The following is a 13,618-nucleotide window of genomic DNA, read 5'->3' as shown; positions in this document are numbered from 1 at the left end:
AAAGTCAACACCTTTTTTAAAAGAGGATAAATTTTCTTATCCTCTTTTAAAAACTGCTTGTTCAACTAGTTGTCCGTCTAACGTTTCAAAACGAACTTCCATTTGATTTTCATCCATTTCTAATAAAGCAAATGTCTTTTCTACACGCTGACGTGGTAATAAAATACTGCCTGGATTAATAAATAAAACGCCCTCGATTAATTCCGCACCTAATACGTGAGAATGTCCGAAGCATGCAACTTGCGCTCCCACTTCTTCAGCATGGTACGCTAGCGTTTGTAATGTCATTTTCACATTATGGCGATGTCCATGCACTACTAAGAAGCGAATTCCATCTACATCAGTTACAATTTCATCTTGAAAGTTAGCATAATCACAGTTTCCTTTTACAACATGGAAACCTTGCAGTTCTTCATGAGCAGGCGTTAGCTCTGAATCACCGCAATGAATCATGATATCTACTTTCCCTTCATATTTCTCTTTCAACTGCTGTAATTCCTTCGCAGAGCTATGACTATCGCTTACGATTAAAGCTTTCATCATTCTCTCTCCCTTATTCTCCTAAAAACCATTCCGGGATTTTTTCTTCTAACTTACGAAGAGCACGGCCACGATGGCTAATAGCATTTTTTTCATCTGAACTTAATTCCGCCATTGCTTTTTTGTATTCTTCCACATAAAAAATCGGATCGTATCCAAAGCCATTTTCTCCGCGGCGTTGTTCTAAGATAAATCCTTCACATGTCCCATTTACAATGACAGGCTTTTTATCACCTTCAGGGAAAGCAACTGCTAATGCACAATAGAAACGAGCTTTACGCTTTTCAAAGTCAACGCCATTTAATTCTTGTAACACTTTATCGATATTTGCTTGGTCATTTTTCGGTTCACCAGCAAAACGCGCTGAATACACTCCTGGTTTTCCATTTAAAGCATCTACAATAAGACCCGAATCATCCGCAATTACGATAGAATTCAACTGTCTACTCAAACTATCCGCTTTTAAGATCGCATTTTCTTCAAATGTTTCACCAGTTTCTTCGACTTCTTCAATATGAGGAAAATCGTGTAATGATTTCACTTCTAAATCAAATCGCTCAAATAACTCAGCAAACTCACGTACTTTTCCCATATTTTTTGTCGCTACAACAACTTGTTTCATACTTTCCACCTCTACTCTATATGAGATACGATGTCACCTAAAGCTTCTTTTTGCATATCAATCAGTTGGAAAATGCCTTTTTCCGCAGCATCAAGTAGTTCATTTAACTGCGCTCTACTAAACGTCGCTTCTTCTCCAGTTCCTTGCACTTCAACAAATTGGCCTTTTCCAGTCATAATTACGTTCATATCAACGTCTGCTTTAGAATCTTCTGCATAGTTTAAATCTAAAACAACACCTTGCTCTTCAACAATTCCTACTGACGTTGCTGCTAAATAATCTTTTACTGGAATTTTAGATACTTTTTCTGCTTGTAATAATTTCTCGAAAGCTAATACCATCGCTACATATGCACCTGTAATAGAAGCTGTTCTCGTTCCACCATCTGCTTGGATAACATCACAGTCAATCCAAACTGTTCTCTCGCCAAGCGCTTCTAAATCAACTACCGCACGTAATGCTCGTCCAATTAGACGTTGAATTTCCATTGTACGTCCTGTTACTTTCCCTTTGCTTGACTCCCTAATTGTACGTTGTTCTGTTGCACGCGGAATCATCGCGTATTCAGCTGTTACCCATCCTTTTCCTTCTCCACGCATAAACGGTGGTACACGCTCTTCAATTGTTGCTGAGCAAATCACCTTTGTATCCCCAACTTCAATTAATACAGATCCCTCTGGATGTTTTAAATAATTCGTGTGAATATGTATATGGCGTAATTCTGTTTTCTCTCTACCATCTACTCGCATAAAAATAACCTCCTCTTAATTACTACTCGTTAGTATAGCCAAATTTAAATGTATGATATGTATACAATAAAAGAAGGAGAACCCAAAAAGCAATTCTCCTTTCTTACTTAAGTATATCAAATTATTCAAGATTAAAAACTACCTGTATTCACGTTTTCTGGACGATCTACAGGTTTTATTAACTTTCCGCCCTTTTCATCTATAAGATTTGCTTTTCCATTCACTTCAATAGAAATATTTTTCACACCTTTCTTTTCTGTTAAAGATAAAACTAACGACTTCAATACGTAATTTGAGATCATATTTTTATCTGGGTTTACAAATATATTTTCATTAAAGTTTAATGTAAGATTTCCGTCTTGTAATTTCGGATTCGTAATAAGCTTAACGCCTGGATTAAAATCATTCAGGAGCGATTGATGAATCGGACCTTTTACAAGTTCATCTATAATTGCTGCATAATCATTTTCTTTTCCTTCCGCAACGCGGCGTGTGACTGGTACGTAGTATTGCTGTTTATTATTATTTTGCGCCATGAAATATAGTGTGACTGGTTTTGTATTCGTTACATCTGCTACTTGTTCATCATCGAAGTTAATACCATTTGCACGGCTCACTCCTTCACCAAGCGGTGTACCAGCAACCGGCATCTTCGCCAATTTCTCACCATTTATTTGGAACTGCACTTGTTTTATCTCTGTAAATTGCGTCAACGTCCACGCTATAGATTCAATGATTTGACGCTCTTCTTCTTTCGCATAGTTTTTCATTTCTTTAGAGAAATCAATAACTGCCGTCCCGTCCTTTTTCAAATCTAAAGTCATCGTTGTATTCGCCGGAATGACTGCACGAAACCCATTCGGTAATAAATTCGTTACCGGTCCATCTTTCACAAGGTATTCTAACGTTTGCTTCACAGTCTCATTTGCTTTCGGAGTAGGTATAGCTAACGTTTGTGGTACAACATAACCATTTTTATCAACAAGGTATAGTTCTCTATTTACCATTTGCCCTTGCTTATCTTTTTTAGCTACTTCTTTCTTCCCACCCTCTGTATACGTAACTTGTTTTGGCGGATCAATTTGTTCAGTTGCTTTCTCCTGATTTATAAAGCCACACCCTGTTAGTAAAACAGCGCTCACAGTAGCACCAACAACCCATTTAAAAGTGGATTTAGGCATGCCATTCCCCCCTAAAATCTAAGTTTGTACTATTATGTATACGAGCCGTTTCACATTTTAGAACAAGCTGTGCCTCTTATAAAGTGAAACTTTAATCAGTGGAGGGTCTAACTGCCCAGCAAATAGCAAGATAAAACAAAAAACTCCTGATTTCTCAGGAGCTCACCTATATGAATTCTACTATTATTCTTTTTCTAAATGAATATGCTTCACATTTTCAATCGGTTGACCGAACCATTTTGATGCAATTTCTTTAAACAAGCCTATTTTTCCCGTTGTTAAGAAGAGATGATCGCTTTGTTCTTCTCCTTCATTCAACATTTTACTATGATATAAGATTGTACTTACTTCACGTGCTGTTTCATCACCAGAACTAATTAGTTGTACTTTATTTCCCATTACTTTTTTAATAACAGGTCCTAAAATTGGATAGTGTGTACACCCTAATATAAGTGTATCAATATCGGTACTTTTCAGTGGTTGCAGCGTTTCTCTTACAACTTCATACGCCATTTCACTTTCGAAATTCCCACTCTCTACAAGTTCAACGAAAGGTGGACAAGCTAAACTTTCTACCATAACACGGTTATTAATAGACTTTAACGCCTCTTCGTATGCACCACTTTTCACCGTTCCAATCGTTCCAATAATCCCAACGTGATACGTGTTTGTCACTTTTAAAGCTGTACGTGATCCTGGGTGAATAACTCCTACTACTGGAATTGGTAATTGTTTTTGCATCTCTTCTAATACAACTGCAGTTGCTGTATTACACGCAATAACTAACATTTTAATATTTAAATCTAGTAAATGCTCCGTCATTTCCCACGTAAATTGACGCACTTCTTCTCGAGAACGTGGACCATAAGGACAACGTGCTGTATCTCCTAAATATATGATACGCTCTTTCGGCAACTGACGAATTAATTCCTTCGCTACTGTTAAACCGCCAACTCCTGAATCGATAACACCGATTGCTCTATTCAACTTCATCACCCGTTTTCTCATTCATCATCTTTTATGTTTATCATTATATTTTACACACTTTAAGTTCGCTCACTTCAAATGCTTCTGTATGAAAATTTTCATTTGCCCATGTATAGACTAGGACCTTTTTTATTTTGCTCCTTTTTTTCATAATTTGCAAGATAGAAAAATAACCGACCTTCTATAAGAAAGTCGGTTTCTTCTATATAAAATGCATATTCATTGCTCCATCTTTTTTTGAAAAGAAGACATTCCCATTAATAAGACGAAATGAACAGAAATTAAAATGACGATCAAAATAAAATTCAATCGATAACTATTTGTAGATTCCATAATTTTGCTTGCTACAGCTGGTCCGAATGCCATACCGAAAAAGTTAATTAAATTATATAAACCAAGGCCGACTCCAACTTTAGCTGGATTTAATGTTTTCGGAATAAATGTGTTTAATGATACTTGAATTGCCGAATAACTCATAAATGTTAAAATAACCGCAAATAAAATAAAGAGTAAGTTCCCGTCTGGAATAATCCCTAAAATTAAAAAGCCAATGATCATAACTACAGACGCTACATACATCATCCTCACATTCCCAAACGCAGGAATAATCTTTCCGGTAATAAAACTAGATACAATACCAAAGAGAGATGCAACAAACAATACAATTCCAATAACGAACGGAGACAATCCGTGCCCTCTTCCTAACAGTAATGGTAATAATAATAAACTAGCACATAACGCCACATTAATGATAAATCCGACCGCTATTAAACGCAGTAATGGTTTATTTGTAAACAACTCAATATCAATAAACGGCGACTCTGCTCTCTTCATATGAGCCTTGAATAAAAATAGGAAAGCAACAGATAACACAAAAAGCCAACTATTAATGTTCACTCCTAATAAAACGGTCGTAATCAATACAAATAATAAAAATGCTCCAATGAAATCAAAGTGGAACACTTCATCGGTATGTTGCACCTCTTCTGGCATAAATTTTACGAGCAAGAAAATACCAACCATTGAAATAACCATAAATAAAAATAAATACGACCACCCTAACGTATTTGTAATTGCCCCACCAACTAAAGGTCCAATACCAACCGCTAATGCAATAGAAGAACTAATCATTGCTAACGCACCCGGTTTTTTAGCTGGAGCAACTAATTTCGCCACCGCAATCATACTAAGCGCAATAAACGCTGCTCCTCCGCTCGCCTGCACTAGCCTTGCGAAAATGATAATCTCATAAGATTGATTTACAAACCCAACAATAGAACCAGCTACAAATATGATAATAGAAATAATTAATAGCCTTTTTACACTGTAACGATCAGCCAGTTTTCCATATATCATCGAACCGATACCGACGACTAAAGAATACCCTACTACAACCCAACTTACTTTCGATTGACTAATTGATAAATCATTAGCAATATCCTCTAGCGCTACATTAAATAACACAGCGTTCATCGGTCCTAACAAAACAATAAAACATAATGTAAAAACAAACCATTTCGAATGGTTACTTATATCTTTCCCCATGTGTAACACTCTCCTGATTGCAATTTTAAAACTGTCAAACTATAGATAAAAAAATGAAGTTATTTAAATGTTGTATCACCACTAAACAACTTCATTAAATGTATAAATGGTGCTAATTTATCGCGCGATAAATTGGATTCGAAACGAAACACATATGTTGTTCGATATTCATGGAACTATCATAGTTTCAGCATTACAGTTTGTCAACGAAAAACATACAAAGTAAACTAATTTAGTATTTTTAGTTTACTTTGTTCAAAAGTTATTATACACTAATTTCGAAGCTGATATAAGGAGGACTGGCATGATTATTCAAATTTGCATTTTTTAACTTAATAAAATGAAACGAATACAGAACTTTTATATAGAAGAGACATTATAGGAGGATTATGATGAAGAAAAAAATGTTAGTTGTATTAACAAGCGTAGAAAAATACCCAAATTTAAATAGGGCTACCGGACTTTGGCTCGGTGAAGCTGTACATTTCGTAAAAAAAGTAGAAGAAGCGGGTTACGAAGTTGATTACGTCAGTCCACAAGGCGGTTATACACCAATTGATCCACATAGTTTAGCAATGGCGGAGAGCATCGATTGGGAATGGTACCAAAAGAAAGAGTTTATGAATCGCCTCGGTTCTACAATGAAACCAAGTGAAGTGAATCCAGAAGACTACGCTGTTATTTATTACGCAGGTGGTCACGGGGTTATTTGGGACTTCCCAGAAAATAAAGAACTTCAAAATATTAGCCGCAATATTTATGAAAACGGCGGTATTGTTTCTTCCGTTTGTCATGGAGCTGCTGGTTTATTTCATATTACATTAAGTAATGGGGATCGTTTAATTAGCGGTAAGAAGGTAACAGGCTTTTCAAATGAAGAAGAAAAATTAGCTGAATTAGATCAATTCGTTCCATTTTTAACAGAAGATGAACTCATTAAAAATGGAGGACTTTACGAAAAAGCTGCACAGCCTTGGGAAGCTTTTGCTCTAGAAGATAATCGTGTTATCACTGGTCAAAACCCAGCTTCAGGTGGTCCAGTAGCCGAATTAGTATTAAAACAGTTGCAAAAATAATTATGTACTAAAAAAAGCAGATTCTCCTCTATTAAGGGAGATCTGCTTTTTTACGAAATCATTTGCAAAATAGCAATAACTTCTTTTTCAATTTCAGAATCATCAATTGCTTCTATATACTCTGGTTTAAAAAGTTGATACTTCTTTAATTGATAAAAATCAAGTATCGCTTTCTTTAAAGTAATATCGTACTGAATACAAAAAGAATGATCTATAATACGTCGTAACATCACATCATCTTGTACCATAAATAATTGCGCATTCATTTTATTAAAATAACCTTGTTCCATACCCGCTTCAAAAAACATTTGCAAATTATGATTACGATTTTGTTGTGCAGCGACTAATTGATCTGACAAATGCGGATATGCTTCTTTCAAATCTTGCAAAAAAACATCCGAAATATATGTCACACATTTTAAAGAGTGGATAAACGTCTTTTGGAAACGTTCTGCAAAAGACATGCTTTCATCTTGATTGTCCGCATCAACTTCGAGTAGATAATTCATAAAATCCTCTACTATCGCCTCAATAATTTCATCTTTCGAAGAAAAACGTTTATATAAAGTAGCTTTACTAATATCCATATATTTCGCAATTTCATCTATTTTCAATTGGCTAAAACTCGTCTTTCTAATAACGGGCTTTATTTTATTAATATAAGTATTTGCACATGCGACTTTTCTCATTTAAAAGAGCCTCCCCTTTTGTCCATACAAAATAGTATAGCAAATTCACGAATGATTATAAATGAAGTTATTATACTCATTATGCTTTTTTAGTTTATTACATTTTCATATACTATACATAAAGAACTAGAATCCATTATCACCAACTGGACGGTTACAAACCAATTTTGAGGGGGAATTTTAGGATAAAAATACCCACTACCTTTGTTAGTAGCGGGTACTTTTTCTATAATTTATTTACAGCCCTTTTTATAGCCTTACCTATTTCCACGCTAGACTGTGGATTTTGCCCTGTAATTAAATGCCCATCTACTACCACATGCGGCGTAAAATTAGGCGCTACATAAAACAAAGCTCCTTCTTCTTTCAACTTACTTTCTAACAAAAACGGAACGCGCTTTTCTAAATGTACAGCTTTTTCTTCATCGTTTGTATAACCTGTTATACGCTTACCGGCAACAAAAAACGAGCCATCCTTATTTTTCACACCGACTAAGGAGCTTACTCCGTGACAAACAGCCGCTACAATCCGCTTATTCTTATACATATTCTCAATCAAATTTGCTACATATGGATTACCTGGAAAATCTACAATCGCCCCGTGCCCACCACCAAATAAAACCGCATCATAATCCGAAAAATGAACATTTGAAATCGGCCTTGTATTTTGCAATAAAGAAGCTACGTGCTTGAATTCACGAGGTATACCATTCGGAATAGACACTCTATCTATAGGTACTCTCCCGCCTTTTATTGACACAATATCAACATCAAACTTAGCCTTTTTAAATAAATGATAAGGAGCTGCGAGCTCTTCAAGCCACAAACCAGTCGGGTGTCCATTCATATCATGAGCACTTGTTGAAACTAACAGTATCCTTTTCAACATATCCCCTCCTTATTACCTATTTATGTATGGAGTGTTCTTATCATTCATATAGCAAGTGAAGCAAACAAAAAAATAGCCGACTCTTTGTATAAAAGTCGGCTGCTTTCTTATAGTTCGAGCTCTCCCATACGAAGAAGCTCCACAACTGCTTGTGAACGTCCTTTAACCCCTAGCTTTTGCATTGCGTTTGAGATGTGGTTGCGAACTGTCTTTTCACTTATAAAAAGTTCACCTGCAATTTCCTTCGTTGTTTTATCTTGAACCAGTAATTCAAATACTTCTCTTTCTCTCTTTGTGAGTAAAGGTTTAGATTGATACGCTTTTTCCTTCAACTGGTATAACCCTCCTTGCTTAAGCCAGAGCTGTGTATGTGTAAGTTGGGTGTTTATTTAGTCAAGATATTGTATGAACGAAATGTGCAGGTGGTGAATGAAAATGGGCTTTATTTCCTATGTTATTTTAGACTTTTATACAGTGCGTACACTCTTTTTATCCACTTACTTTCCAACGCGCCATATTTGTTCTAGCAATATACTTACAACCGTACCTACAAATAAACCATTACCGAATATATATTGCATAACAGACGGCAAGGATTGGAGTGCTCCAGACGGTAAAAACATAACGCCGCTGCCAAATAATACTGCAACGCCTAAAATCGTTACATTCCTTTCACTCATCGGCACTTGTTTTATATTATTAAATCCAATTCCAATTAACTGTACGAACGAAGCCATTAAAACAGCCGATGCGACAGCAGATGGTAAAGATGCTAAGTAACGAATAATACTTGGAAAAAGAGACATTACGACTAGTAACGCACATGCCATTAAGAACGATCGTATATACTTTTGTTTTGTTAAACGTATAAATCCTGCCGTTGCTGGTAACGGAACGACACCTACAGTTGAAAATACAGAAGAGATGATATGTGAAATCCCCCCAACCCATGTTCCATCTTTCAACTGTTTTTGTTCAATAGTCGCTTTATGAATAGTTGCTTGATTAATTGCTATAATAGCTGCCACCGTATTCGAAACTAAAATACATACCATAACGAAACTTGATACAGCCATACCTGTATTCCATTTTGGAAGTCCCCAAGCAAATATATGTGGAAGTTGCACAAAATGAGTTACTTGAGATGGGATTGTCACTTTTCCTGCAATGAGAAAAATAATCCACCCACTAATTAATCCTATTAAAACTGCATAACTTTTGACAAAGCCTTTTCCGAAATTAGATAGTATAATAACGAACAAAAATATACTAAACGCGATCATTGCTGTAAATCCGTCAATTTGAGAAATAGTAGCTGTAATCCCTAACATTCCTTTTAAAAATACACCACTTAATTGTAAACATAATAAAAGTAAAAACGTCCCTGTCACAAGCGGCGTAAATAAAAATAAAATACGTCCTATAAAACCAGTTACTCCTAATCCTATTAAAATAACACCGGAGATTATCATTCCTAATTCTAAAATTTGCAGTGTACTATGTAATTGATCCTGTCCGGCCGTTGCATAAGCAAGCACGGTAAATACACCAACCCAAGATCCAGCCGGCCCATCCGCAATTGGCAGTCTATGCCCAAGCCAGCCTTGTAAAAAAGAAGATATACCAACTACAAAAAACGTACGCTGCATTAAATAAAATATTTCTTCCGTCGTAAGATGAAATAATCCGCCAACGACAATTGGTAGTGCGATTGAATTTGCTAATAAAAATATAAACCATTGCAAAGTTCCCATAATATGATTTTGGTTATGTTGATTGTCCAAAATTTTCATCCCTTCTAGCTTTCCTATAAAAAATATACTGTAAGAATAAAAAAGAAGAGTTCTAGACTTACCATTAGAACCCCCCTCAAAATATTTAAACGATTCTTCTACACAAGATTATTTAATTCCACCTCATTTAAACTTCCAACAACAATATTTCCTTTATACACGACTAAACGTTTTTCTGTTTGACGCGCTACTGCTTCAGCAGCGCATGTCGCATTTGTCAAAACAAAACTCGCTTCATCCCCTACATTCGGCCATACTCGCTTCCCTTCATTATTTAACGTTTCTTTTCCTCCTGTAATAAAGCGAAGTGCTTTTCCTAAAGACCTTTCGTCACTCCACCCAAAACGCTCTGCTAATCGATTCGCCTTTTGAAGCATATCACCTGTTCCAAACGGTGACCAATGATCTGTAATACTATCATTTCCTAATGAAACCTTAACACCTTTTTTATCTAATAACGGAATTGGGATTACTTGTTTACCAATTGGTACCGTTGAAGTAATATCAATATTTACATTTGCGAGTCTTTCTGCCACTTCTTCAGCCTCTTTATCAGTAACACCACCAAGTCCAAGTGCATGACTAATTGTTACACGACCTTGCCATCCTGCTTCTTCTGTTAAACTTGCCAATCTCTTCATCGTAAATGTTCCAAGATTATTCGCATCATGCAAATGAATATCAACATCCGCATTAAATTCTACTGCGATATCCATAATTGTATGTAATGATTTTTCAATGTCATTATCCACTGTAGCTGGATCTACGCCTCCGACTAGATGAGCACCCATACGCATCGCATCTTTCACGAGTTGCACAGAATTACTGCGCAATAATCCATGTTGCGGAAACGCAACAATTCTACTAGACACTCGATTTTTATATGTTTCTAATGCCGCTAACGTCGCCTCCAAATTACCAAGCCCAATAATTGGATCAACATTACAATGCGTTCTAATATTCGTTGCACCATTTTGCAGTAGTAACTCTAGCATATTTTCCGCTCTATTTTGGGCAGTCGCTAATTGCTTTGGTAAAATTTTTTCTTCTTCATTAAAACGTGTAAAAATACTTTCTGCTGGCATACAAGCTTTCCAAGGACCACTATAATATGTCTTATCAATGTGAATATGCATCTCTTCGAAAGCGGGCAAAATTAATAAACGATTAGCATCAAGAATGAGTACCCCTTCCTCTTGAACAGTCCCTGCTATAATTTTTTTAATTCGTCCCTCTTCAATAAGTAAACTACATAACTCTGTTTCTGTTTTTGAAATTCTCCCCTCTTCATATGTATACCCCGATTCAAGCGTTACATTAGTCAACCAATATACCGTCATCTCTATTTCCCCACCCTTTATTAAAAGTACCTCTTACTATAATTTTAATATAAACTGAAAATTAAGACAATTAATATGACTGTTCCCTAAAAAAATGTCATACAACCTCATAGTCTCCTCATAGATTTCCATATAGAATAGAAGTATAGAGTTTGCTATAAAAAGGAGTGTATTGGAAGATGTCAAAAAGATTATGTAAATCCGAAACTGATAAAATGCTATTTGGTATATGCGGTGGTTTAGGAGAATATTTTGATATTAGCTCTACTCTCATTCGCATACTTTGGGTCATTGCAGTTTTATGTTTTGGGACGGGGTTTTTAGTTTATTTTATTTGTTTATTACTTATGCCACGCTCTTACTAATAACATTCTTTCATATATTGTATACAAAATCCCCTATAGATTTTTCTATAGGGGATTTTTTCATGAAGAATATTTCATCGTTAAATGTAATACCGCCACTTCTTCTTCTTCATTTTTATAAATATGCTTCTTATTCGCTTCAAATTGAATGGAATCAAACTCATTTAATTCATATACATCATTCTCCACTTGAATAGACACTTTCCCTTTCATTACCGTTACAAGCTCAATCGCACCTTCATGATGAGCTTCTGGTTCATATATACTATTTGATCGTAAACAAGCACGGTGCATTTCCATCCCTGTTTCTTTCGTATAACGGAACATCGTTTCTAAATGCCATGCTTGTCCTACATCTACTGCAAATCCTTCTCCACAGCGCGCAACGGCTACTGGTTCTCCAAAAACCATTAATCTAGATAAGGGAATTGATAACCCTTTCGTTATTTTCCAAATGACAGCTAGCGTCGGATTTGTTTCCCCTCTTTCGATCTTTCCTAATGTTAATTTACTAACTCCTGTTTTATGAGCTAATTCTTCTAAACTTAATTTCTGTTCATTTCGAATTTGTCTCAATAATTGTCCAACTTGTTGAATGACTTCTTTCGTTTGCATATCTTCATTTTCTTTCATATATAAAACCACCTCAAAGTATAAAATAGTTTACTTTTATTCAATTAAAGCATATCATACTATACATAATTATTTATTTTCGAAAGGAGTGCTATACTTCATGCGCGCAATTTTATTAGGTCTTTTATCATCGGCCTTTTTTTCTGCAACCTTTATTATTAATAGAGCAATGAATGTATCTGGAACGAGCTGGGCTTGGACAGCTTCCTTCCGTTTTTTATTTGCTCTCCCTATTTTATTCCTTATCGTTTTATTTCGCAAAAACTTTAGGGGATTATGGAAAGAGTTAAAAAAACATCCATTGGCGTGGATCGGATGGGGTTCTGTTGCCGGTATTGGTTTTTATTCTTTATTAAGTTTCGCAGCTGTCTTTTCTCCAGCTTGGCTCGTTGCTGGAACTTGGCAAGTTACGATTTTAGCTGGTTTACTACTATCACCACTATTTTTTGTGAAAATAGAAACAAAATCAGGTACGAAACTTGTACGTGGAAAAATTCCACTTCGTAGCTTATATGTTGCTTTATTTATTTTACTTGGTGTAATTTGTATGCAAGCAACTGCCGCAGGCCATATTACAATGACTCAGTTCATTTCAGGTTTTTTACCTGTCGTATTAGCCGCTTTCTTATATCCGTTCGGTAACCGAAAAATGATGGAGCTTGTTGGCGGACGCCTTGATACGTTCCAACGTGTATTAGGAATGGCAATTGGAAGTCTTCCTATAACAATTTTGCTTGGTGTATACGGATTTTCTACTACGGGTATTCCAACATCTAGCCAAATGCTTCAAGGATTTTTGTTAGCATTATGTTCCGGCGTTATTGCAACGATGACATTTTTCTTTGCTACTGACTTAGCAAAAGATAACCTGGCTTTACTTGGAGCTGTTGAAGCAACACAAGCTGGAACGATGGTCTTTACCGTACTTGGAGAAATTGTTTTCTTGAATGGTTCGTTTCCTGGCGGGCTTTCCCTACTTGGAATGATTATTATTATGTTAGGAATGGTTGCAAATAGTATTTTAAACCGATCTATTCCAGCCGTTAAACAGAAAAAACCAGCATAAAAAAAGAGTATGGTTCTATGAAGTGACCCCTAAAAGTTAGACACGGTTATTTCATTAGGCAGCTTGATAAAAGTGAGTCCGGTATTGTACCGGGCTCATTTTTAATTTTGCCTTAATCCGTTTCGTATTATAATAATCTATAT

General features: G+C 35.8%; 16 protein-coding genes. 3 read left to right on the top strand and 13 right to left on the bottom strand.

The window, feature by feature from the left end; genetic code table 11:
* Positions 1–36 precede the first annotated feature (36 nt).
* The 6 genes from H6481_RS21785 to H6481_RS21760 all read right to left on the bottom strand — a co-directional run bounded on the left by H6481_RS21785 (position 37) and on the right by H6481_RS21760 (position 5,624).
* Complete coding sequence (locus H6481_RS21785) at positions 37–540, bottom strand: metallophosphoesterase (protein WP_182813211.1); 504 nt, start codon at positions 538–540, stop codon at positions 37–39.
* A 13-nt stretch (positions 541–553) separates the two neighbouring features.
* Positions 554–1,162, bottom strand: coding sequence for an XTP/dITP diphosphatase (locus H6481_RS21780; RefSeq protein ID WP_000815949.1), 609 nt, complete (start codon positions 1,160–1,162; stop codon positions 554–556).
* Between the two features lie 11 nt (positions 1,163–1,173).
* Entirely contained in the window at positions 1,174–1,911 is a 738-nt protein-coding gene (gene rph / locus H6481_RS21775; protein WP_001261763.1) for a ribonuclease PH, read from the bottom strand.
* Positions 1,912–2,042: 131 nt separating this feature from the next.
* The gene (gene gerM, locus H6481_RS21770; RefSeq protein WP_001126743.1) at positions 2,043–3,092 is read right to left on the bottom strand and encodes a spore germination protein GerM; all 1,050 of its coding nucleotides are present in this window, start codon (positions 3,090–3,092) and stop codon (positions 2,043–2,045) included.
* 183 nt (positions 3,093–3,275) lie between these two features.
* Complete coding sequence (gene racE / locus H6481_RS21765; protein ID WP_016512279.1) at positions 3,276–4,085, bottom strand: glutamate racemase; 810 nt, start codon at positions 4,083–4,085, stop codon at positions 3,276–3,278.
* A 213-nt stretch (positions 4,086–4,298) separates the two neighbouring features.
* A complete protein-coding gene (locus H6481_RS21760; protein ID WP_182813209.1) occupies positions 4,299–5,624 on the bottom strand; it encodes an MFS transporter in 1,326 nt (441 codons plus the stop codon).
* A gap of 392 nt (positions 5,625–6,016) precedes the next feature.
* Between H6481_RS21760 and H6481_RS21755 the strand changes: the two genes are divergently transcribed.
* A complete protein-coding gene (locus tag H6481_RS21755) occupies positions 6,017–6,700 on the top strand; it encodes a type 1 glutamine amidotransferase domain-containing protein (protein ID WP_000728514.1) in 684 nt (227 codons plus the stop codon).
* Positions 6,701–6,750: 50 nt separating this feature from the next.
* Here the strand turns inward: H6481_RS21755 and H6481_RS21750 are convergent, their stop codons facing one another.
* From H6481_RS21750 to H6481_RS21730, 5 genes are all read right to left on the bottom strand, one after another.
* Complete coding sequence (locus H6481_RS21750) at positions 6,751–7,389, bottom strand: TetR/AcrR family transcriptional regulator (RefSeq protein WP_182813207.1); 639 nt, start codon at positions 7,387–7,389, stop codon at positions 6,751–6,753.
* Between the two features lie 226 nt (positions 7,390–7,615).
* Positions 7,616–8,278: a type 1 glutamine amidotransferase domain-containing protein gene (locus H6481_RS21745; protein ID WP_182813205.1), complete on the bottom strand. Its 663-nt coding sequence runs from the start codon at positions 8,276–8,278 to the stop codon at positions 7,616–7,618.
* A gap of 107 nt (positions 8,279–8,385) precedes the next feature.
* On the bottom strand, positions 8,386–8,610 hold the full coding sequence (gene gerE, locus H6481_RS21740) for a spore germination transcription factor GerE (protein ID WP_000659484.1): 225 nt from the start codon (positions 8,608–8,610) through the stop codon (positions 8,386–8,388).
* Positions 8,611–8,775: 165 nt separating this feature from the next.
* Complete coding sequence (locus H6481_RS21735) at positions 8,776–10,071, bottom strand: purine/pyrimidine permease (protein ID WP_053563595.1); 1,296 nt, start codon at positions 10,069–10,071, stop codon at positions 8,776–8,778.
* 98 nt (positions 10,072–10,169) lie between these two features.
* A complete protein-coding gene (locus tag H6481_RS21730) occupies positions 10,170–11,411 on the bottom strand; it encodes an amidohydrolase family protein (protein WP_000219588.1) in 1,242 nt (413 codons plus the stop codon).
* A gap of 179 nt (positions 11,412–11,590) precedes the next feature.
* Between H6481_RS21730 and H6481_RS21725 the strand changes: the two genes are divergently transcribed.
* Entirely contained in the window at positions 11,591–11,776 is a 186-nt protein-coding gene (locus tag H6481_RS21725; RefSeq protein WP_000044337.1) for a PspC domain-containing protein, read from the top strand.
* A 60-nt stretch (positions 11,777–11,836) separates the two neighbouring features.
* Here the strand turns inward: H6481_RS21725 and H6481_RS21720 are convergent, their stop codons facing one another.
* A complete protein-coding gene (locus H6481_RS21720) occupies positions 11,837–12,409 on the bottom strand; it encodes an XRE family transcriptional regulator (RefSeq protein ID WP_000661921.1) in 573 nt (190 codons plus the stop codon).
* 100 nt (positions 12,410–12,509) lie between these two features.
* On the opposite strand from H6481_RS21720, the gene H6481_RS21715 reads away from it, so the two are divergent.
* A complete protein-coding gene (locus tag H6481_RS21715; RefSeq protein ID WP_078993653.1) occupies positions 12,510–13,475 on the top strand; it encodes a multidrug resistance efflux transporter family protein in 966 nt (321 codons plus the stop codon).
* Positions 13,476–13,529: 54 nt separating this feature from the next.
* Here the strand turns inward: H6481_RS21715 and H6481_RS21710 are convergent.
* Positions 13,530–13,618 (bottom strand): IS3 family transposase (locus tag H6481_RS21710; protein WP_139358419.1); only part of this gene is annotated, 89 nt, incomplete at its 5' end.

The sequence above is a fragment of the Bacillus sp. ME78 genome (genome assembly GCF_903970865.1).
Classification (GTDB): Bacteria; Bacillota; Bacilli; order Bacillales; family Bacillaceae_G; genus Bacillus_A; species Bacillus_A cereus.
Note: the sequence above shows the minus strand (reverse complement) of the source record. Positions and strands in the feature narration are given on the sequence as shown.